Origin of the sequence: Rhizobium sp. WYCCWR 11152 (assembly GCF_013087615.1) — a bacterium.
Taxonomy (GTDB): domain Bacteria; phylum Pseudomonadota; class Alphaproteobacteria; order Rhizobiales; family Rhizobiaceae; genus Rhizobium; species Rhizobium indicum.
In genome coordinates this window covers 243,132-264,748 of record NZ_JABFCP010000002.1, presented here as the reverse complement: position 1 = coordinate 264,748, position 21,617 = coordinate 243,132, and the positions used below count along the sequence as shown (strand labels likewise).

Here is a 21,617-nt window from a genome sequence, read left to right as displayed (position 1 = left end):
GCCCGGTCCCGCTCCTCCAACAGTCCCGATGCCCTTAGATTAAGTAACTTTGATTTGGCGTCAAGTCCGTAAGAAATTCATTGCGGCAGACGAAGGCGTGTTACAAAAGCGTCGTATAGCTCTAAGGACGGCGACTATGCGGTATCTTCGATCAGGGCCGCGTCGGCTTCAAACCCAGGACACAGGCGCCCCACGCGCCAAAACAGTGGGTCTGCGGTCCGGCGAAATCGCCGATCGAAACATTCGCGTCATTCTGGAAGCCATCCGCCGCCATGGCCCGCTGACGCGGATGGAACTCGGCCGGCATTGCGGCCTGACCGGGCCCGGCATCACCAATATTCTGCGGCGGCTGGCCGAGGAAAAGCTTGTCACCTCCAACCGTCGCAATGGCCTCGGCGGAGGGGCCACCGCTACCGAGTTTGCCTTGCGCCCGGAAGGTGCTTTCTCGATCGGCGTCAAGCTTCGCCAAAGGCGTGGCGAGGCCGTGCTCATCGATCTGAGTGGCCAGGTCCATGACCGGGTCTATATCGAGCTGGACCCCGCTGACAAAGTCGGCCTGGTGCATGCGGCCGTCAGGGATATGGTCGATCGCCACGCGACATTGCCGATCATCGGGCTCGGCATCGCCGCCAACGACTGGACGGACGATCAAAGCGATCAGATCGCCGCGATGTCGACGATCGCGCGTCCCTATGTCGAGAACGAGTGCACGGCGAGCCTTCTCGCCGAGCGCACGATCGGCAGCTCCGGCAGGGAAGGCGGACTTGCGATGATCATCATCGACGACGACGTTCAGGCCGGCTTTCTCATTCGCGGTATTCCCTATTCCGGCGTGCATGGCCGGGCAGGCAGCATCGGCGAAATGCTGACCGGTCCCGACAATGTCCAGCTCAATACCGTCGTCGGTTTCGAGTCCTTGCGATCACGGATCGGCGATCGGGACTTCACCCGTCTGCTGCAAGGGGAGGAAATCTCCTCGCCGTTACTGTCGCAATGGATACGGGAAGCCGCAGGCCATCTGCTCGACCCGATCATCGCCATGGCCGGTTTCCTCGCGCCGAGCGTCGTTATGATCGGCAGCGATCTGCCGCAGGCCGTGATCGAAGCGCTGATCCATCAGCTTTCCATCGAGCGGCGCGACACCTCGACCAGACCATTGCTGACGCCCTGGATTTCGCCGATGAAACCCGCGAGTTTCAGCGGCGGCGGCGTTGCGCTCGGTGCGGCACTCCTGCCCTTCCTCAACACTTTGCTGCTGCCGCCGGCTTCGGCCTGATGGTCCAACCAGCCGCTTTGGCGCGACTCAGCCGAGCGCTTCATCGGCGTGGCTGAGATCGGAGGCCAGCGCCTTGTCCAGGACTTTCTGGATATTGGTCGCCCGCCGGAACGAGGGTTCCTGGGTCCTGCCCGCCCGCACGGCCTGGACGAAACGCTGGTAGTTCGTCTCGACCGGATCGAAGGGGACGTCGCGCCAGGTCGCCGTGTGCACGTCTTCTCCAAGACAGGCGCGTAGCGTCGATTTTCCGGTGTCGTAGATCATCTCGATCGAGCCGGTTTCGCCATAGACCCTGAGGCGCAGCTGATCCATCTGTCCGGCCGCCGTGCGCGTCGCCTGGATCGTCCCGATCGCCCCGCCGAAGAAATCGACATTCATCGTAAAACTGTCATTCGCATCGAGATCATACTCGCCGATCTTGTGTCCCGGCGCCTTGTCGAAGGTCTTCAGCCGGGCGAAGACATGAGCAACGTCGAGCCCGGAACCGTATGATGCGAAATCGACGATGTGAATTCCGATATCGCCGAGCGCGCCGTTGGATCCGTGTTTCTTGCTCAGCCGCCACAGCCATTTGCTTTCGGTTTTCCAGTCGCCCCAGTGGCGGCCGACCAGCCAGCTTTGCAGGTGGGAGGCCTCGACGTGCCTGATCTCCCCGATTTCGCCGGCGAGCACCATCTGCCGGCCTTTCTGAAGGGCAGGCGAATTGCGATAGGTGAAATTGACCATGCCGACCTTGCCCGATCGCTCGATGGCCTCGGTCATCTCCATGGCCTTGACGGCATCGGTGGCGAGCGGCTTTTCGCAAAAGACATGCTTGCCGGCGGCAATGGCCTGCAGCGTCGTCGGGTGGTGAACGCGGTCCGGCGTGACGTTTGCCACTGCGTCGAACTCGCCCCAGGCGAGAGCATCCTCGAGGGTCGTGAAATGATTGGCGATGCCATGTTCGGTGCAAAAGGCCGCGAGCCTTTCCGGGACGACATCGACGCCGCCCACGACACTGACGCCTTCGATCGCCTTGAAGCTGGCGGCATGCTGGTTGGCCATTCCGCCGGTACCGAGAATGAGTAGACGCATCTTATCCTCCATGGAATTAACTTCCCGCGGCAGTTCAGCCGGGCAAAACCGCACTCGCGCCATCGCAGCCATCCGCGATTGCCTCGTGCTCTTCTTCAGGAAAATTGCGGTGGATGTGCCGCGCGTGCCGCGGGACGCTCCATCACTTTCACGGCGCATGTTCTTTTCCGGAAATCGATCTCGATTTTCCGGAACTGTGCGCTAGCTGCTGTTGATTGTCGCCAGCATCTCAACCTCCCAGGTCTGGCCTTCCAAGCTGTGGCTTGACATCAAATCAAAGTAACTTAATCTAATTAATGCAGCACGGAAATGAGGAGAGGTCAACTGACCGCCAGGCTGTATCCGTTCAAAATGGGGAGGAGACCCATCATGAAGAGCGCCACCGTCAGCGCATTTGCGCTGAGCACCATGTTATTTTCAGCATCCGTTTCATTTGCCCAGGAACTTGCCACGAAGGACAGGATCGGCCTTGCCGATGCGCCGAAATCCCTCGTCGTCCGTCTGACGAACGATAGTCCCAACAATTCCGATCCGGCGATCGCCGAGGGCTATCAGAAGCTGTTCGTCGATTTCATCAAGAAGCATCCGGACTGGAAATTGCAGATGCAATTCATGTCCTCGGACATCGGCACCGAACAGGCCAAGATGCTGGAGCAGGCCAAGGCCGGCAACGCGCCTGACTGCGCTGCCGTCGACTCCTTCGTCCTCTCGCAGTTCATGGTCAATAAAGTTCTTGCGGACTTCACGCCGTATTTTTCGAAGGAGGAAGTGGATGACCTGTTCCCCTTCATCCGCAGCGGCATCACGGATAAGGATCAGACGGTCCGCGCCTGGTGGTGGGATACGGACCTTCGTGTGCTCTACCGCAACAAGTCGATCGTTGCGGATGCGCCCCAGACATGGGACGACCTGAAAACGGCCGCGCTCGCCTCCACCAAGGAAGGCATGGAAGGCGTTCTCTTCAACGGCGGGCGCTGGGAAGGGACGACGTTCGACTGGCTCGCGAATTATTGGGCGCTGGGCGGCAAGCTCGTCGACGACTCAGGCAAGCCGGTATTCGGCGAAGGCGAGAACAAGGAGAAATTCCTGAAGGCGCTGAATTATTTCAAGGATCTCGTCGATTCGGGTGCCGCGCCCAAGCGCGTCAGCACGATCGCGAATTACGACGATATGAATGCCGCGGCGGCAGCGGCGACGACGGCGCTCTTCATCGGCGGCAACTGGCAATATGCGCAGCTGAAGGCCACGCTCGACGAGGACGAGTTCAACAACTGGACCTTCTCGCCGATCCCCGGCCCCAGCGCCGATGAGCGTTCGACCGGCACCGGCGGCTGGACGATCGCATCCTTCAGCAAGGACAAGGACAAGATCGAGATGTGCGCCAACCTCGCACGCGAGGTCTATATGGGGCCGGCAAACGCGCTGCAGCAGCAGTTGCCGACCAGGAAGTCGCTGTTCGACAAATATGAGGTCTTCTCCACCGAAGCCAACAAGACCTTCGCCGCGGCTCTGGTCGATGGACAGGCACGCCCGGGTGTGCCGATCTATCCTGAAATCTCCAACCAGATCCAGATCATGATGGGCGACGTGCTCTCGGGGACCAAAAAGCCGGAAGACGCCTTGAATGCCGCCTTCAATGCGGCGCTGGAGGCCTACAAGCGTCTCTAGTGCTTCCGACCGTGACGGCGCCTGCCCGCCAGGCGCCGTCGACATTGCGAAACCCCGCACAGAGAAGCCAATGAGCCCCATTGCCATCGAGGCTGACAGCCCGCCTCAAAGCAGAACGTTCATGCGCCGTTTCGCCGGTGCGCCCCTGCCCTGGATCATGCCCGTGATCGTCGTCATCGGCATCTTCTACCTTTACCCCGTCATCGACGTTTTCAGGCTTTCATTCACCAATGCCACGCTGATCGGCGACAATCAGGATTATACGCTGGGGTCGATCACCAATGCGTTGAGCTCGCCGCAGCTACCCGACATTTTATGGGCGACCCTGATCTTTGTCGGCGGCAGCGTTATCGGTCAGCAGATTTTAGGCCTTGCGGTCGCCGTCGTGGTTATCCGCGGCGAAAAGCGCGGCCTGTTCGGCACCACCATTTTGAGGACGACGGCGCTGGTTGCCTGGGTTGTTCCCGGAATTGCCGGCGGCATCATCTGGCAGATGCTCTTTTCCGAAGCGCCTTATGGTGCGTTGAACAGCATTCTCAGGTTGATGCACATGCCTGTTGTCGCCTGGCTCTCGGACCCCGCAATCGCACCGTGGTCTACCCTTATCTCCAACATATGGCGCGGCACGGCATTTTCGATGGTCGTCATGTATGCGGCGCTGAAGTCGATCGATCCCTCGCTCTATGAAGCGGCGGAGGTCGACGGTGCGACGGCATCGCAGCAGTTTTTCTTCGTCACGCTTCCGCAACTGCGCGCGGCAATCCTCGTCAACATGATCCTCATTACGATCCAGACGGTGAATACTTTCGATGCGATCATCACGCTGACGGGCGGTGGTCCGGGGCGTGCGACCGAGGTCATCTCGCTCTACGTCTTCAATATCGTCTTTAGAAACTACGACCTGTCCGGCGGCAGCGTGCTCTCCGTGCTCATGCTGATCATCAGCCTCGGGCTCGCCTTTATCTATGCGTCGTTCCTGCCGAAGGAGGAAGAGCAATGAGCGGACGGACCGGAACGCGGCTCGGCGATGCCATGAGCTATCTGTTCATGCTGGTAATGTTCGTATTCTTCGCCGGCCCCCTCACCTATCTCCTGTCGATGGCGATGCGTGACAAGCGCGAGATCTATCGCGGCGCGGCGAGATATATTCCAAACAATCCCACCATCGACAATTTCATCACCGTTTTGAACAACAGCTATTTTCCGATCTATCTCTGGAACGGCCTCAAGCTTGCCGCCCTTAGCGGACTGGGCGTCCTGATCGTCGCACTGCCCGCGGCATACGCTTTTTCCCGCTTTCAGTTCCGGGGCAAGGGCCTGTCGATGATGGGGCTGCTGCTTTTCCAGATGATCTCGCCGCTTGTCATCATGGTGCCTCTCTACCGCTACATGAACCGCCTCGGCCTGCTGGATACGCATTTTGCCGTCGTCATGGTCTATATCGCGCTTGGTGTTCCGCTGGCGACCTGGCTTCTGAAGAGTTCGGTCGACGGCATCCCGCGCAGCCTCGACGAAGCGGCGATGATCGATGGCTGCAATCGATTTTCGGTCTTCTGGCGCATCATTCTGCCATTATCGGCGCCGGGCATCGCCTCCGTCTTCATCATCACGGTGATTGCCGGCTGGTCGCAATTTCTGGTGCCTTTTCTGTTGCTCACGAAAAATGATCTGATGCCGATCGGCGTCGGGATCTTTAACTTCCGCGGCATGCAGACCGACTCGTCCATCCAACTGCTTGCCGCCGCCTGCCTGATTGCGGTCGTTCCGGCGATCGTCGCCTTTCTGTCGCTCCAGCGGCTGATCCTCGGTGCGATGACCAGCGGCGCCGTCAAGGGATGACGAGCGGTTCAGGCGATGCGCAAGGAAGGATTTCGAGCATGAACCAGACACTCGGCGCCAGGCTGTCCCCGGATCTGACGGGCGCCAATGTCGAAGATGCAGGTGAGCACAACAGGGCCGTCGTCCTGCGCTGCATTCACCGTCAGGCGCCGATTTCGCGGGCTGAAATCGCTAGGCGGACGGGTTTTACCAAACCGGCGATCGCCCGGATCGTCGATCGCCTGCTGGACGAGGGCCTGATCATGGAAGCCCGCCGGCGGCATGGGCTGAGAGGCCAGCCGGCGATCGAACTCGAAATCAATCCGGATGCCTGTTTTGCCATCGGCATCAACATTGATCGCGACCATCTGACGATCCTGGCCGTCGATGCGGTCGGCAATGTCCGCGCCCGCGTACACCACGAGAAACGCTTCATTCTGCCGGCGGAGTTCCTGCAGCTCACGGCCGATGCGATTTCGCATTTCCAGCGCAGCCGGCTCATCGACGACGCGCGTCTCGCCGGCATCGGTCTGGCGATGCCGGATTGGCTTGGCGAGATTTCGCTCCTCGGCAAGCCCAAGGCCTATCAGGAATGGACGGCATTCGATGTGCGCGCCGCACTGGAGAATCTCACGCAGCATCCCGTCTTCATCGAAAACGAAGCCAATGCCGCAGCCCTTGCCGAACTCGATTATGGACTGGGTGCTGAAAGCAGCAGCTTCTTCTACATCGCCATCAATCCATGCCCGGGCGGCGGCCTCGTGCTCGACGGCAACGGTCATCGTGGCGCCATGGGCCTCAGCGGCGAAATCGGCTGGCTGCCGATCGCCGACGGCCGGGATGGGAAGGCCCATAAGGTCCAGCTTCTCGGCGAGATATTCTCGCTGTTCTTCCTCTATGATTTCCTTGCGCAACACGGCGTCGAGGTGAGTGTTCCGCACGATCTCCTGACGCTGGATGCGCATGGCAGGCGCCTCGTGTCGCAATGGCTGAAGGAAATGAGCGCGCATCTGGCTGTCGCCGTCAAGCATATCGGCATGGTCGTCGACCCAGACGCCGTCCTTGTCGGCGGCAGATTGCCGATCCGCATCGTCGACGAATTGCTGCGCTACGTGCATGAGCATCTCGATGCCGAGGACACCAACCTTCCTTCGCTTCATCGCGCCTCGCTCGGAGAGGATGCCTCTGCCATGGGAGCAGCGGCCATGCCGATGGCAGCAGCCCTCATGCTCGCATCGGCGGACGCTGCTCAACGCACACGTTCGCCACTCAAGAACATGGATCGCCTGAACAGTTGAAACGGCCGCATGGCCCAGGGATTTGGTGAAGATCGGAGGATTTTGATGAAGATCGGCTTTTACACTTCGACATTCAACGATCGCCCCCTGGAGGAAGTGGTTGATTTCGCCGCGTCGGCCGGGTTCGACGCCATCGAGATCGATGTCGGCGGTCATATCAAGACGCCGGATCGGGTGGAGGCCGCCGTCGCGCTCGCGCGTAGCCGCGACCTCTTCGTGTCGTCGATCACCTATTTCGGCAATCAGCTCGATGCTGACCGGGCAAAACGAACGGCACTTCGCGAAACGACCGCCGAATTCGCCGGCGCGATCGGGCAAGCGGGCGTCCCGATCTTCGTGATCTTCCCGGGCCGGGACGACACCGCAAGCGACGAAGCCAATTATGATGACTTCGCCGATTTCGCCAACGGGCTGATCGCGCAGACGGAGCCCTACGGCCTGACGTTTGCAATCGAGAACTGGCCGGGTCCGAAGGACAATTTCATCGGAACGACACCAAGAGGGTGGCAGGAGCTTTTTCAGCGGATCAGGGATCCTCGTTTCGGGCTGGAATTTGATCCCTCGCACCTCGTTCGCATCGGCGTCGATCCCTATCAGGCGATGGAGGCGGTGAAGGATCGCATCGCCATCCTTCATGCCAAGGACACGGCAATCGATCCGGAGAACCTGCAGGCTGTCGGCTATCACGGCAAGGGCTGGTGGCAATACAAGCTGCCGGGGCTCGGCCTCATCGATTGGCCGAGGTTTCTGCGCCAGGCCCGCGGGGCTGGCTTCGACGGCACGCTGTCGATCGAACACGAGGATGCCGCCTATGGCTGGCCGGGCAAGGACTTGGCCGCGCGCAAAGACGGCGAGCGCCTCGGCCTCGATTATTTGAGAAATGTCCTGAGCGGACTTTGACAGCGATTTCGGGAGGACGGTAATGGCCCATGTTTCGGTCAACAATGCGCGCAAGGATTACGGCGCGTTCAAAGCCATCAAAGGCGTCTCGGTCGATATCGGCGACGGCGAGTTCGTCGTTCTGGTCGGCCCTTCGGGCTGCGGCAAATCCACGCTCTTGAGGATGATTGCGGGCCTTGAGGGCATCACTTCGGGGCAGATCCAGATCGGCAAGCATATCGTCAACGAGCTTGCCCCCAAGGACCGGGACATCGCCATGGTGTTCCAGAATTATGCGCTCTACCCGCATATGACCGTTGCCAAGAACATGGGCTTTTCGCTGCGGCTGAAACGGATGCCGAGGACGGAGATCGATCAGCGGGTCGGCAACGCCGCGAAGATCCTCGGTCTCGAAAGTCTCCTGGAGAGATATCCCAAGCAACTGTCGGGCGGCCAGAGACAGCGTGTGGCGATGGGGCGGGCAATCGTGCGCGACCCGGCCGTCTTCCTCTTCGACGAGCCCCTGTCGAACCTCGACGCCAAGCTCAGGGTGCAGATGCGCTCGGAGATCAAGGAACTGCATCAACGGCTGCAGACGACGACCATCTATGTCACCCATGACCAGATCGAAGCCATGACCATGGCCGACAAGATTGTCGTCATGAAGGACGGACTGATCGAGCAGTCGGGTTCGCCGCTGGAATTGTACGATCGTCCGAACAACCTCTTCGTCGCCGGCTTCATCGGCTCCCCGGCGATGAATTTCATCAGCGGCAACATGACGGAAGACGGGTTTCGAACCGCCGACGGCCTGCTCCTGCCGAGCGAGCGCCGTCCGCCTGAAGCCGTGATCTACGGCATTCGTCCCGAACATATCCGGTTGGACCCGGGCGGCATCGAGGTGACGACGGTGGTCGTCGAGCCGACGGGTTCGGAAACGCTGGTCATCGTCCGGCTGGGAACGCAGACCTTGACTTGCGTCTTCAGGGAACGGATCAGGGCAACCCCCGGCGAGGTGCTGAGGATCGCGCCAATCCACGATGCGGTTCATCTGTTTGCCGGAGACGAGCAGCGGATCACCTCAGGCGAAGCCCCGTTGAACTGACCCGGCCGATTGCCCCTCCCCTTCGGCCGGCGCCGGCCGGGGGCGCGTTTTCCGCGCCCCCGATGCGGCCAAGCTCAGAGAGCGACTACGTCGCCCTTGTGAATGACGGTCGCACGACCAAGACCACGCAATGACTGCAAGCGAGACGCTGATGTCATCCCGCTCTAGCTGGCGGCGTTCCTTTTTTGCCGAGGAGGGCTGCGCGGATCTGTTCGCTTTTGCTCAACAGGGGAGCGGGGACCGGCGCTGTCTGCTCGGGCGCGTCTGTCTTGCCGGTGGTCTGCTTGAGGCTCAGAAAGCGTTTTTGCGCGACCAGCCGGTCTTCGGACGACAGTGGTTCGACAGGTTCACCGTCAAGACTATGGCGCATAGAATCGGGTTGGGCGCTGGCGAAATAGTAGCGCCGGCAGTGGACATAGGCCGCGGTCGCTCGCCTGAGCGCGGTGACGCCGGCATCGGGCTTCAGGAGCGGACGGAGTTCATTGAAAAGGCCGACGGCAAAAGGAAGGACAGGATCTCCCGCCTTGGCCGGAAGGACGCCGACCGGCCGGATCAACAGCACATTGATCGCGTTTGCCTTCTCCACGTCGAGCTCGGTTGCAGCAATCGGTCCGCGGCTGATCTTCCAGGGCTTGTCCATGCGTCCTCCATGTAACGTCCATAGCGATCGACTGTGATGGTATCTTGACGGACAGGGCGAGTAACGGAAGTCGCATATCGTCGGTTCCACTGCAAGCAGGTGAAACGCGCAAACAGCGGCCAAGTGGCGAAAAGCCGTTCCCCGGGGGCTGATATGGTCCGGTGTCGTCGGCTGGCTTTTCATCTAATCGTTTTTATCGAGGAATATGCATTGACCTGCCGCATCGATTACACTTCTTATCCGCGCCCAAGATGGAGTGACCGGCAGGGGAGGATATATGCGGGTTTTCTCGAGCATTGACGAGCTGCGCCACACGCTCGACGCGCTGAGGCGGCAGGGGCGGACGGTCGGCCTTGTTCCGACGATGGGCTATCTCCATGCCGGTCATATGGAACTGGTCGCGCGCGCCCGCGCCGAGAACGACATCGTCGTCGTCTCGATTTTCGTCAATCCGCTGCAATTCGGCCCGGCGGAAGATCTCAGCAAATATCCGCGCGATCTGGAACGCGACGCCGCCATGCTGAGGCAAGCCGGCGTCAATTTCCTTTTTTCGCCTGGCGTCGAGGACATGTATCCCCGCCCGATGCTTGCTGTCGTCGACGTTCCCGATCTCGGGCGCGAACTCGAAGGGGCGGTACGGCCCGGGCATTTTGCCGGCGTCGCCACTGTCGTCTGCAAGCTTTTCAACATCGTGCAGCCGCAAACCGCCTATTTCGGAGAGAAGGATTACCAGCAGGTCGTCATCATCAAGCGCATGGTGGACGATCTGGCCGTGCCGGTGCGCGTGATATCGGTGCCGACGGTCAGGGACAGCGACGGCCTCGCATTGTCGTCGCGCAACGTCTATCTCAGCGAGGCGGAGCGGCATGCCGCGGTGATCGTCCCTCAGACCCTTGACGAGGCAGAGCGGCTGGTCGCCGGCGGCCTGGCCGATCCGGTGGAACTCGAGGCAAAGCTCACGGCATTTCTCAATCGCGAGCCTCTGGCAAAGCCCGAGGTCGTCGCCGTCAGGGATGCCGCAACGCTGCAGCCGGTCACATCGATCGCAGAGCCTGTCGTCGTGGCGCTCTTCGTTCGGGTCGGCTCGACACGGCTGCTCGACAACAGGGTCGTCAGTAACAATCGAGTTGTCGGGAACAAAAGGGTGATCGGCGGGCAGAGCTTGCCGGGAAAGGGAGTGACCAGATGAGCGCGGCCGGAATTCAGAAGCGCATTACGCCACCGCGCATCTCAGCCATGAAGGGCGGCAAGCCGATCGTCTGCCTGACCGCCTATACGACGCCCATGGCGCGGCTACTCGATGAGCATTGCGACCTCCTGCTGGTCGGGGATTCGCTCGGCATGGTGCTCTACGGCATGGAGTCCACCATCGGCGTGACGCTCGACATGATGATCGCGCACGGCAAGGCGGTGATGCGCGGCGTCGGCAAGGCCTGCGTCGTCGTCGACATGCCGTTCGGCAGCTATCAGGAATCCAAGGAGATCGCCTTCCGCAACGCTGTGCGCATCCTGCAGGAAACCGGCTGTGATGCCGTCAAGCTGGAGGGCGGCGAGGAGATGGCCGAGACCATCGCCTTTCTGACGAAGCGGGGGGTCCCGGTTATGGGCCATATCGGCCTGATGCCGCAGCAGGTCCAAACCGCAGGCGGTTATCGATCTGTCGGCCATTCCGAACACGAGACGTCGAAGATCCGCCGCGATGCCCACGCCGTTGGCGGCTCAGGCGCCTTTGCCGTCGTCATCGAGGGCACGGTAGAGCCGCTCGCCCGGGAGGTGACGTCCGCCATGCACGTCCCGACCATCGGTATCGGCGCTTCTTCCGCCTGCGACGGTCAGGTTCTGGTTTCCGACGACATTCTGGGGCTCTTCAACGATTTCACCCCGCGCTTCGTCAAGCGCTACGACGAACTCGGCAAAAGGATTTCGGCCGCCGCTGGCGCTTATGCCGACGAGGTCCGATCGCGACAGTTTCCGGCAGCGGAGCATACGTTCAAACGGCGATCCTGAGGCAAGGCGATGTCAGGTCCATCACCGGGCGGCATACTGTTCGCGCATGCTGTCGGCCGACCGGCGAACCGCCTCGGAAACCTGCTGGAGCTGTTTGGCCATCGGCGTCGAATTGCGCCAGATCATGCCGATCGTTCGCGACGGCTGCGGAGACTGAAAACGGGAGATCGAGACATGCGCCGAGCGCGTTTCGAGGGGAACGGCCATCTCCGGGATCAAAGTAATGCCGATCCCGGCGCTGACCATCTGAACCAGGGTGGATAAAGAGCTGCCTTCCATGACTTCCCGGGGACGGGCCTGCCCTATCTTGCAGAACGACAGGGCCTGATCGCGAAAGCAGTGACCTTCCTCGAGCAGCAGCAACCGCATTTCGCGCAGCGCCTCGCGTTCGGGCACCGGCTTGCCCTCGTCTTCGGGCCGCCGAACCAGCACGAACTCTTCCTTGAAGAGCTCGAGTTCTGCCAGGGAGGGTTCGGACACGGGCAAGGCAACGATTGCCGTGTCCAGCTGACCTTGCGCCAGCTCGTGAACCAGCTTCGACGTCTGCGTTTCGCGCACCTCGATCTGAATGCCGGCAAAGCTCCTGTTCAGATCGTTGATGATCGCCGGCAACAGATAGGGCGCAATCGTCGGGATGATGCCGATGCGCAGCCGCGTCAGGAAAGGATCGCGCGCGGCGCGCGCCAGGTCCGCCAGTTCGTCCACGCCACGCAGGATATCGCGGATCCTGAGAGCGACGGTCTGGCCGAAAGCGGTCAGCTTCACCTCACGCGCGTTGCGCTCGAAAAGCTCGCCGCCCAACTCCTGCTCAAGTTCTTTGATCTGCATTGACAATGCCGGCTGGGAGATCGCGCAGGCGTCGGCAGCGCGTCGGAACCGGCCATCTCTTGCCAGTGCTTCAAAATAACGTAGCTGTTTCAGGGTAAGGTTCTTCATAACCTCAGCTTATCGCAACGATCAGTAAATCCAACTTAAATTTATTACATGCTTCCGATATGAAGACTGCAAGGGGAGAGTGGGGCGCCAGCTCGGCTCATCTTTTTTACGCGCAGACAGATCAAGCAATGAAGGAGACGATCATGGACAACCCCACTGACAGCGCAGGCAAATGTCCTGTGCCACACGGCAATACGCCTCGCAGCAGTCGATCCAACCGCGACTGGTGGCCGGACCAGTTGAACGTGCAGATTCTTCACCACAATTCCGGCCGCGCCGACCCCCTCGGCCAAGCCTTCGACTATGCGGAGGAATTCAAGAAGCTTGATCTCGACGGCCTGAAGAAGGATCTTCACGCGTTGATGACGGATTCGCAGGATTGGTGGCCGGCCGATTTCGGTCACTATGGCGGCCTGTTCATCCGCATGGCCTGGCACAGCGCCGGCACTTACCGCATCACCGATGGCCGCGGCGGCGCCGGGGCCGGCCAGCAGCGTTTTGCGCCGCTCAACAGCTGGCCTGACAACGTGAATCTCGACAAGGCCCGCCGCCTGCTGTGGCCGATCAAGCAGAAATACGGCAACAGGATCTCCTGGGCTGACCTGTTGATCCTCACCGGCAACGTCGCGCTCGAATCCATGGGTTTCAAGACCTTCGGTTTCGCCGGCGGCCGCGCCGACGTCTGGGAGCCGGAAGAACTCTACTGGGGTCCTGAGGGAACCTGGCTGGGTGACGAACGCTACAGTGGCGAACGCGAACTGGCAGAGCCGCTTGGCGCCGTGCAGATGGGCCTTATCTATGTTAACCCGGAAGGCCCGAACGGCACTCCGGATCCGCTGGCATCCGCCCGCGACATCCGTGAAACATTCGCCCGTATGGCGATGAACGACGAAGAAACCGTGGCGCTGATCGCCGGCGGTCATACCTTCGGCAAGACCCATGGCGCTGGCGATCCGTCGTTTGTCGGTGTCGACCCCGAAGGCGGCGAGCTTGAAGCTCAGGGCCTGGGCTGGACCAGCAAGTTCAACACCGGCGTCGGTCGCGATGCCATCGGCAGCGGCCTCGAAGTGACCTGGACCCAGACGCCGACCCAGTGGAGCAACTACTTCTTCGAAAACCTGTTCGCTTTCGAATGGGAGCTGACGAAGAGCCCGGGCGGCGCTCATCAGTGGCAGGCCAAGAACGCCGAAGCCTCCATTCCAGATGCCTACGACGCCTCGAAGAGGCACCTGCCGACCATGCTGACCAGCGATCTCGCGCTGCGTTTCGATCCGGTCTACGAGAAGATCTCGCGCCGCTTCCTCGAAAATCCCGACCAGTTCGCCGACGCTTTCGCCCGCGCCTGGTTCAAGCTGACCCACCGCGACATGGGACCGAAGGTGCGCTACCTCGGCCCGGAAGTTCCGGCCGAAGACCTGATCTGGCAGGATGTGATCCCGGCCGTCGACCACCCGCTTGTCGACGACAAGGACATTGCCGACCTGAAGGAAAAGGTTCTCGCCACCGGCCTCACGGTGCAGGAACTCGTCTCGACCGCCTGGGCGTCGGCCTCGACCTTCCGCGGCTCCGACAAGCGCGGCGGCGCCAACGGCGCGCGCATCCGCCTTGCCCCGCAGAAGGACTGGGACGCCAACCAGCCGACGCAGCTCGCCAAGGTCCTCGGCGTTCTCGAAGGCATCCAGAAGGAATTCAATGCTGCCCAGACCGGGGCTAAGAAGATCTCCCTCGCCGACTTGATCGTTCTCGCTGGTGCTGCCGGCGTCGAGAAGGCGGCAGCGGCCGGCGGCAACGCCGTCAGCGTGCCCTTCACGCCGGGCCGCACGGATGCTTCCGAAGCCCAGACCGACGCGCATTCCTTCGCAGCACTCGAGCCGCGCATCGACGGCTTCCGCAACTATGTGAACGGCAAACGCCATCAGTTCATGAAGCCGGAAGAAGCACTCGTCGACCGCGCCCAGCTCTTGACGCTGACCGGCCCCGAGCTGACCGTCCTCGTCGGCGGCCTGCGCGTGCTGAAGGCAGGCGACCCCGAGCAAGGCGTCTTCACTTCGCGTCCCGAGACGTTGACGAACGACTTCTTCGTCAACCTGCTCGACATGGGCACGCAGTGGGTTCCCCTCGCCGGCAAGGAAGGCGTCTATGAAGGCCGCGACCGCAAGACCGGCGCCGCCAAGTGGACCGGCACCCGCGTCGACCTGATCTTCGGCTCGCACTCGCAGCTTCGCGCCTTTGCCGAAGTCTACGGCCAGGCCGATACCAAGGAGAAGTTTGTGAGGGACTTCGTCGCCGCCTGGACCAAGGTCATGAACGCCGACCGCTTCGACCTCGTCTGATCGGCAGCATTTTGCCTGGGCGCAGTTTCGGCTGCGCCCGGGCATTTTTTCATCTGAGACCGGACCTACCGCCCCGACCAGTCCTCGACACGCAGATCGTCGACGCGGCGGAATTCCCCGACATTGTTCATAATGAGAACCAGATCCCGCGCCTTCTACTGGCGAGGCAGAATGCCGAAAGGCGAAAGTGACAGCAGATCGGGATCGGTCGTCGCCGTTACTGTCGCTACCTGGGCATGGCTTATGCTGTAGCCGTAGGTGAGGACGCGGTCACCATCGATCATGAAGAATTGCGCCTGATCCAGGCCGGGCCGCAGGGTACCCGTCACGGTGACGGTCTCGTACATTCTTGCCAGGTGCAAAGGCTTTTCCGGAACGACACGAACCAGTTGGTTGGGCGGAGGGGAAGGCATGTGGCTGCAGGCTCCGGCCCAAGGCACCAGCATGAATTCGTAGACGAGATCGCCTTCCTGATCGATCGGCAGAACGAAGCCCGTCATTTCGATCGGATGTTCCTCGCCATGCCAGGCGAGTGTTTCGCCCTGTGGGCCGCTAACCGCCTTGCCCGACAGCGGAACTGTCGCTTTGGCCTGATCCGCCGGCCGTAAAGCGCTCCAGAAGATAGGCTGCGCGGCAGCGAAGGCGTTAGAAATTGGCCATGCGGAACCAAATGCCAGCGCCGCGAACGTCAGGAGGAAAGGTTTGTGTTTCATCATTGCATCTCCATCGGGCCGGCCGCTTTGACCACCTTGCCGCTGCCGCATGGATGCTACTCTCGATCCCGCTCGGCCGTCAAAGCTTCTGGCGCGGACTACTCAGGGCTCTGCAGGGAACAGGGAGAGGGTGTGCGGTGGCCCCCCCCCCTCGACCGGAGGCCATAGCTCGGGGGAACGACGACCGAGTGGTTGGCAGTCAGGAGACCCCGCGTGGGGTGAACGTGGGATCTCCCTGCCGGACCTGCGGGCTGGTGAAGCCTTACTTCTCCGGCATCATCGAAGAGTGGTGCGACGTGATCAGCCAGGCGCTGTCCTTGAACTCATAGGTGTAGGTATAACGGGCCGGCACTTTCGAACCGTCCTTCAAGGTGAAGGTGTAGGTGCCGGTGTCGACGGCCCAGTTGCAGCCGATCTTGATGTCGCGGCTATCGATATGGCCCTTGGGCTCATTCGCCAGGAAGTGCTCGAAATAGTCGATCCGTTCCGCCTGGGTCAGGCGAGGCTTGTCCGACAAGGTCGCGAGAAGCACGGAGTCTTCACTGTAATTCTTGGCGACTTCCTGGGGGCTCAGGGTCGCGAGTGAGGTATTCCAGCGGTCGAAGAGCTTGGCGATTTCCGCCTCGCTTGTCGGCGCACAGGTTGCGGTTTCGGTAGCCGCCGCGGCCGACTGGACCTGAACGAAACCGAGAACGAGGGCGGCGGCAATGATGGTATGCATGTTTGACTTCCTATGTGGCGGTTCCGGCGGACATCGCATCGGTCGACCGCATGATCGACATCTAAGGTGCCTAGTGCCGCCGCCCCATCTGCCGTGTGGCTCCGATCGGGTCTGCCGAACGGCATAGATGACATTCCCGCCGGAATGACTATCGTGCCGGCGTCATTCATATCGGAGCAGTCCCGTCAGGCATGAACCACGATACAGGCGCGACGCATTCGCCTAACGTAACGGAATTGAAGGCCCTTTACCGGGCAGCGGAAGCGCGCGCGGCTCGTCTGCGCTTCATCATCGAGGCGCGAAACCTGCTTGACGCACAAACTTTCGAAGCGGCTGCTCAGGAGGTTCTGTCCCGTCTCGCCGACTTCTCGGGAGCATCCTTTGCCGAGCTCGTTTTCCCGTCCTCGCAAGAAGAGCTGCCTGTGCAGATGACGGTCGGCAAGTCGACGAGCCCCGGAAGCGACAGCATCTTGTTTACCTCGCAAGACGGCTCCGGTCTCTGCCTGACGCTGATCGGTCCGCTGAGGGGGCGCGGCGTCGATGCCGACGACCGGCAGACATTGGAGGTGGTGGCGGGACAGCTCGCCGACGCCTACAATCTCAATCGGCAGGCAGCGGAAAACCAGGCGCTTCTCGGCGATCTCCAGCGGCAGCGAAGTGAACTCGCGGCCCTTGTCGCGCAATTGATCCAGGCGCAGGAACAGGAGCGGCAGCGGGTGGCGCTTGATCTTCACGACGGCTCGGCGCAGCTGGCTGCAGGCCTTAGCTATCGCCTGCAGGACCTCGCGGCCCGTATCGGCGAGGCGCATGTCCTGAAGCCCGAGATCGACCAACTCGCTGCACTGGCGCGCCATTCCGTTGCGGATCTCAGGGCGGCCATCGCCGATCTTCGCCCGCCCGAACTCGATGATCTCGGTGTCGCCGCGGCCCTGCGCACGCGTCTCGATGCGATCGACGGTCTCGAAGTGATCGCCGACCTCGATGCCGCCTCCGACCGCTGGCCGACATCGACCGGGATCATCTTCTATCGCGTCGCGCAGGAAGCGATCACCAATGTGATCAAGCACGCCGAGGCGAGCCGCTTGGTCGTGCGGCTCTTCGAGGACGGCGAGGGCGAAGCGCATCTCGAAGTGATCGATGATGGCAAAGGCATCGGCGAGTTGCCCCATCCTCAGATGCGGGGCAGGCAACTCGGTATCGTCGGCATGCGGGAACGGCTGGCGCTGCTCGGCGGCAGGATCGAGATCGAGGCCGGGTCTTCGGGCGGCACGCATGTCCGCGCCGCCGCCCCCCTTGCGCAGGAGACGACATCAGAATGACGGCATCGATCCTTGTCGCCGACGATCACGACATCGCCCGCGCCGGTCTTATCGCCATGATCGGCGGTCAGGACGATTTCCGTGTCGGCTGGGACGTGCGTGACGGCGTCGAAGCGGTGGAGGCCTCAGCTCACCACAAGCCGGATCTGGCACTGCTCGATATCCGCATGCCGCGCATGGACGGCCTCGCCGCGACGAGGGAGATCCGGCGCGTGTCGCCCGGCACACGCGTCATGATCATCACGATGCATGACAGCCTCGATTATCTGGAAGCGGCGATCGAAGCTGGCGCCACGGGCTATCTGCTGAAGGACGCCAGCCGGGAAGACATTCTCCGCACGATCCGGCGCGTCCTTCAGGGCGACGCCTTCTTCGACGGTCCACTCGTCGCCAAGCTGTTGCGCCGCGCCGCCACCAAGCCGCAGACCAACAGCAGCGCCCTGGAGACGCTGACGATCCGGGAGCGCGAAGTCTTGTCGAAAGTGGCCGAGGGCCTGACGAACAAGGAGATTGGCCGAGCCTTGAAGATCTCGCCCGGTACCGTGAAGATCCATGTCGAGCGCATCATCGGCAAGCTCAGCGCCGGCGACCGGACGCAGGCCGCGGTCATGGCCGTGCGCGGCGGGCTGGTCGCAACATCCAGCGAAGAACAGCAATGACCCTGCGTTTCGCCGATCTGCCGCTGAGGGCGAAGGGCATTGTCATCATCACCGTACCGCTGGCGCTGCTGCTTGCGGCTCTCGCCTCCGTCTTCGTGGCCGACCGGCAAAGCCGGATTGCCGAGGATCAGGTGCGGGTCACGCTCGAGATCCAGTCGGGCATTCAGGAGATCCATGCCTCGATCGCCGAAGCAGCCACCGCGATGCGCGGTTATCTGCTGACCGGCAGAACCGATTTTCTCGATCCCTTCAACCGGGCCGAAAACAGGCTGCCCGTCGTGCTCGACGAGGTCGGTCGCCGATTGCGGGATGACGAGCAAAAGAGCCGCCTCGAACGCATCCGCACCCTCGTCGTCGCGAAAGTCGACCGTCTCCAGCTCCTGAAACAGGCCGACATCCTGCGCGCCGGCGGACGCGAGGATCTTGCGGCCAAGCTCATCGAGGGCAAGCAGGTCCTCGATGTGCTGAGACAGGAAATCGACGCGATGAGCCGGCGGGAGGCCGATCTGCTTCACGCGAGGACGGAGGCTGCCGACCGGGTTCGCACGCTGTCGCGAAGCCTGATGATCGCCGCCGGCTTCCTTGGGTTTGCCGGCGCGCTCGTCGCCGTCTTCCTGTTTTCGGCGAGCATCGTGCGTCGCGTGCATGCGCTGAAAGCCGAGGCGCATCGGCTGGCGCAAGGCGAGGTCGTGACGGTGGCGGATCCCTTCCGCGATGAACTCGGGAGCCTCGGACAGGCGCTCGAGGATGCGAGCGTGCTTCTGAAAAAGCGCGAGGCTGATCTGACCGAGAGCGAGGAGCGCTTTCGGCAATTGGTCGAAGGCGTCAGCGACTACGGCATCTTCGGGCTCGATACTTCAGGACGGGTGATAAGCTGGAATGCAGGCGCCGAGCGGATCACCGGTTATGGCGCCGAGGAGATCGTCGGGCAGCATTTTTCCCGCTTCTATCCCACGGAAACCAGGGACACATTTCCGGCAGAAGAGCTTGCCAAAGCCGCCCTTCACGGACGCACCGAAGCGGAAGGCTGGCGCCTTCGCAAGGACGGGTCGCAATTCTGGTCGCACGTCGTCGTGACCGCACTCCATGACGAGACGGGCCGGTTGCGCGGCTTTTCCAAAATCACGCGTGACATTACCGAGCGCAAGCAAATCGAAGAGGCCCTGCTTGGCGCCCGTGAGGATGCGATCCGCGCGAGCAACGCCAAGAGCGAATTTCTGTCGCGCATGAGCCACGAGCTGCGCACGCCGCTGAATTCCGTGCTCGGTTTCGCGCAGCTTCTGGAAATGGACGTCACCGATACTGAGTCCAGAGAGAGCGTCGCGCAGATCTTGAGGGCCGGCCGGCATTTGCTCAGCCTCATCGACGAGGTTCTCGACATGGCGAGGATCGAGGCCGGGCGCATGGATCTCGCTGTCGAAGCACAGCCCGTCGCCGAGGTGATCGATGAAGCCGTGTCGCTTGCAAGACCGCTCTGCGGCCAGCAGCAGATCAGGATCGAGGTCGTCGAGCCGGCCGAGCCGGATCTTTCGGTGCTCGCCGACCGACGGCGTCTGCTGCAGGTGTTCCTCAACCTCCTCTCCAATGCGGTGAAATACAATCGCCCCCAGGGAAGCGTAACCGTCAGCCACCGCGCGATGGATGGCGGCCGTATCCGCATCGAGGTCAGCGATACCGGTCCCGGCATTCCGGCCGAACGCGTCGCCCGGCTTTTCACCCCGTTCGATCGGCTGGGAGCGGAACGGATCAGCCAGGATGGAACCGGTCTCGGGCTCGCGCTGTCGAAACATCTGACAGACGCCATGGGCGGAACGCTCGGCTTCAGCAACCAGGAAGGCGGCGCCACTTTCCACGTCGATCTGCCGCGCGCGCCTGCAGTGGTAGAGGCAAGACCGGTTGCGATGGGAAGCCCGCCATAAGACATCGCCTTTGATTTGGCCGCGCCGCTTGATATCAGTTCGGCATCGCTTCAACCAAATATTGGGTCCATGACAGATTCCACAGATATCGTGCGCCGATCGACGATCCTGATCGTCGACGACGAGCCCGCCAATGTCTCACTGCTGGAGCGTATCCTCAAGCGCGAAGGCTTTACGGCGCTGATCAGCACCACCGAACCGCGCGAGGCCTTGCGGCTCTTCCGCGAACATCCTGTCGATCTCGTTCTTCTCGATCTGATGATGCCCGATCTGGACGGTTTCGCCCTGCTCGAGACCTTTGCGAGGCTCATTCCCGAAAACAGCTATCTGCCGATCCTGGTGCTCACTGCCGATGCGACCTTGCCGACGCGCAGGCGCGCACTTTCGCTCGGCGCGAAGGATTTTCTGACGAAGCCATTCGATGCGATCGAGGCCATCCTGCGCATCTTCAATCTTCTCGAAACCCGCATCCTGACCCTGGAGCTTGCCAAACACGGGCTGGCAACGCCGAAATCGAAGCGTCCCCGGATCGATTGATGCGGATCGACTAGGGCACCAGCCATTTTGGCGTATGGGCATTAGGCCACCGGCAAATGTCGACCGAGCAGTGCGGCGGAAATCGGCAGCAACGAGAGAGACGGCTGAACCAAGCGCGTAGTGCCGATAGTGGGGCCAGCTGGGAAGCCGGCCCCACTCAACTCAGAACATGGTGTTCTTGTTTGCCGCCTCTTTCGGAACGGCCTGGATCACGTCCCAGTGCTCGACGATCTTGCCGTCCTTGACGCGGAAAATATCGACGATCGCCTGGCCGCGGTCATCGGCGCCGTTCGTCGCGTGCACGTGCAGCCAGACGAGATCGCCATCGGCGGCGCTGCCGACGATCTCGGCCTTCGATTGGGCATTGTCCTTGAAGAAGCCGATGAAGAAGGAAATCAAAGGCTTCTTCCCGTCGGGAACTTGGGGATTGTGCTGCCGGTAATCGTCAGCGACGACCGAGGCGGCCTCGATATCGTGCTTGTTGAAGAACCCGTCGTAGAATTCCACCACCAGCTTCCGGTTGGCTTCCTCGATCTTCAAATCCCGCGAGGCCGATTCAGCAAAAGCGCCGGCCGGCGCGGCGACACCTGCCAAAATGACGAGTGCGAAAAGCGATTTCCCGAATGTCATGCATCAAGCTCCTTGGTACGGATTCGCGATCTAGTCTAGAAAACAGACTATGAGAGCTGGTCTATGAAACCGCGGCATGCCGAGC

At 61.6% G+C, this 21,617-nt stretch carries 20 protein-coding genes; 14 read left to right on the top strand and 6 right to left on the bottom strand.

What is annotated here, in order from left to right; all coding sequences use genetic code 11:
• The first annotated feature begins 136 nt into the window (after window positions 1–136).
• On the top strand, window positions 137–1,276 hold the full coding sequence (locus tag G9X67_RS01540) for an ROK family transcriptional regulator (protein WP_171597837.1): 1,140 nt from the start codon (window positions 137–139) through the stop codon (window positions 1,274–1,276).
• A gap of 27 nt (window positions 1,277–1,303) precedes the next feature.
• On the opposite strand, the gene G9X67_RS01535 is transcribed toward G9X67_RS01540, so the two are convergent.
• Window positions 1,304–2,350 carry a Gfo/Idh/MocA family oxidoreductase gene (locus G9X67_RS01535; protein ID WP_171597836.1) on the bottom strand — a complete coding sequence of 349 codons (1,047 nt, stop codon included), beginning with the start codon at window positions 2,348–2,350 and terminating at the stop codon, window positions 1,304–1,306.
• 369 nt (window positions 2,351–2,719) lie between these two features.
• On the opposite strand from G9X67_RS01535, the gene G9X67_RS01530 reads away from it, so the two are divergent.
• The 6 genes from G9X67_RS01530 (at window position 2,720) to ugpC (ending at window position 9,118) form a co-directional block, all read left to right on the top strand.
• A complete protein-coding gene (locus G9X67_RS01530) occupies window positions 2,720–4,018 on the top strand; it encodes a hypothetical protein (RefSeq protein ID WP_003550504.1) in 1,299 nt (432 codons plus the stop codon).
• Between the two features lie 70 nt (window positions 4,019–4,088).
• Window positions 4,089–5,018, top strand: a complete 930-nt coding sequence (locus tag G9X67_RS01525; RefSeq protein WP_003550501.1) for a sugar ABC transporter permease — start codon at window positions 4,089–4,091, stop codon at window positions 5,016–5,018.
• On the top strand, window positions 5,015–5,857 hold the full coding sequence (locus G9X67_RS01520) for a carbohydrate ABC transporter permease (RefSeq protein ID WP_011649125.1): 843 nt from the start codon (window positions 5,015–5,017) through the stop codon (window positions 5,855–5,857). Before G9X67_RS01525 ends, G9X67_RS01520 begins: the two co-directional genes overlap by 4 nt.
• Window positions 5,858–5,895: 38 nt before the next feature.
• A complete protein-coding gene (locus tag G9X67_RS01515; protein ID WP_138390412.1) occupies window positions 5,896–7,134 on the top strand; it encodes an ROK family transcriptional regulator in 1,239 nt (412 codons plus the stop codon).
• 45 nt (window positions 7,135–7,179) lie between these two features.
• Window positions 7,180–8,034: a sugar phosphate isomerase/epimerase gene (locus tag G9X67_RS01510; RefSeq protein ID WP_138330773.1), complete on the top strand. Its 855-nt coding sequence runs from the start codon at window positions 7,180–7,182 to the stop codon at window positions 8,032–8,034.
• A gap of 22 nt (window positions 8,035–8,056) precedes the next feature.
• Window positions 8,057–9,118 (top strand): sn-glycerol-3-phosphate ABC transporter ATP-binding protein UgpC, encoded by a 1,062-nt coding sequence (ugpC, locus tag G9X67_RS01505; RefSeq protein WP_138390414.1) that lies wholly within the window; start codon window positions 8,057–8,059, stop codon window positions 9,116–9,118.
• A 154-nt stretch (window positions 9,119–9,272) separates the two neighbouring features.
• Here ugpC and G9X67_RS01500 read toward each other — a convergent pair whose 3' ends face one another.
• Window positions 9,273–9,758: a ProQ/FINO family protein gene (locus G9X67_RS01500; RefSeq protein ID WP_138330775.1), complete on the bottom strand. Its 486-nt coding sequence runs from the start codon at window positions 9,756–9,758 to the stop codon at window positions 9,273–9,275.
• A 277-nt stretch (window positions 9,759–10,035) separates the two neighbouring features.
• Between G9X67_RS01500 and panC the strand changes: the two genes are divergently transcribed.
• On the top strand, window positions 10,036–10,947 hold the full coding sequence (gene panC, locus G9X67_RS01495; RefSeq protein ID WP_171597835.1) for a pantoate--beta-alanine ligase: 912 nt from the start codon (window positions 10,036–10,038) through the stop codon (window positions 10,945–10,947).
• Window positions 10,944–11,765, top strand: coding sequence for a 3-methyl-2-oxobutanoate hydroxymethyltransferase (panB, locus tag G9X67_RS01490; RefSeq protein WP_138390416.1), 822 nt, complete (start codon window positions 10,944–10,946; stop codon window positions 11,763–11,765). Before panC ends, panB begins: the two co-directional genes overlap by 4 nt.
• A 21-nt stretch (window positions 11,766–11,786) precedes the next feature.
• Here panB and G9X67_RS01485 read toward each other — a convergent pair whose 3' ends face one another.
• Window positions 11,787–12,701 (bottom strand): hydrogen peroxide-inducible genes activator, encoded by a 915-nt coding sequence (locus tag G9X67_RS01485; RefSeq protein ID WP_011649133.1) that lies wholly within the window; start codon window positions 12,699–12,701, stop codon window positions 11,787–11,789.
• A gap of 143 nt (window positions 12,702–12,844) precedes the next feature.
• Here G9X67_RS01485 and katG point away from each other — a divergent pair, with 143 nt between their 5' ends.
• Entirely contained in the window at window positions 12,845–15,034 is a 2,190-nt protein-coding gene (katG, locus tag G9X67_RS01480; RefSeq protein WP_138330778.1) for a catalase/peroxidase HPI, read from the top strand.
• 155 nt (window positions 15,035–15,189) lie between these two features.
• Here the strand turns inward: katG and G9X67_RS01475 are convergent, their stop codons facing one another.
• The gene (locus tag G9X67_RS01475) at window positions 15,190–15,750 is read right to left on the bottom strand and encodes a DUF3299 domain-containing protein (protein ID WP_138331166.1); all 561 of its coding nucleotides are present in this window, start codon (window positions 15,748–15,750) and stop codon (window positions 15,190–15,192) included.
• Between the two features lie 259 nt (window positions 15,751–16,009).
• The gene (locus G9X67_RS01470; RefSeq protein WP_171597834.1) at window positions 16,010–16,468 is read right to left on the bottom strand and encodes an SgcJ/EcaC family oxidoreductase; all 459 of its coding nucleotides are present in this window, start codon (window positions 16,466–16,468) and stop codon (window positions 16,010–16,012) included.
• A 191-nt stretch (window positions 16,469–16,659) separates the two neighbouring features.
• Between G9X67_RS01470 and G9X67_RS01465 the strand changes: the two genes are divergently transcribed.
• The 4 genes from G9X67_RS01465 (at window position 16,660) to G9X67_RS01450 (ending at window position 20,902) form a co-directional block, all read left to right on the top strand.
• On the top strand, window positions 16,660–17,787 hold the full coding sequence (locus G9X67_RS01465) for a sensor histidine kinase (RefSeq protein ID WP_171597833.1): 1,128 nt from the start codon (window positions 16,660–16,662) through the stop codon (window positions 17,785–17,787).
• On the top strand, window positions 17,784–18,446 hold the full coding sequence (locus G9X67_RS01460) for a response regulator transcription factor (protein WP_138330781.1): 663 nt from the start codon (window positions 17,784–17,786) through the stop codon (window positions 18,444–18,446). The genes G9X67_RS01465 and G9X67_RS01460 overlap by 4 nt, the downstream gene beginning before the upstream one ends.
• The gene (locus tag G9X67_RS01455; protein ID WP_138330782.1) at window positions 18,443–20,365 is read left to right on the top strand and encodes an ATP-binding protein; all 1,923 of its coding nucleotides are present in this window, start codon (window positions 18,443–18,445) and stop codon (window positions 20,363–20,365) included. Before G9X67_RS01460 ends, G9X67_RS01455 begins: the two co-directional genes overlap by 4 nt.
• 69 nt (window positions 20,366–20,434) lie before the next feature.
• Complete coding sequence (locus G9X67_RS01450) at window positions 20,435–20,902, top strand: response regulator (protein WP_138330783.1); 468 nt, start codon at window positions 20,435–20,437, stop codon at window positions 20,900–20,902.
• A gap of 162 nt (window positions 20,903–21,064) precedes the next feature.
• Here G9X67_RS01450 and G9X67_RS01445 read toward each other — a convergent pair whose 3' ends face one another.
• Window positions 21,065–21,532, bottom strand: coding sequence for a nuclear transport factor 2 family protein (locus tag G9X67_RS01445; RefSeq protein WP_171597832.1), 468 nt, complete (start codon window positions 21,530–21,532; stop codon window positions 21,065–21,067).
• Window positions 21,533–21,617 lie beyond the last annotated feature (85 nt).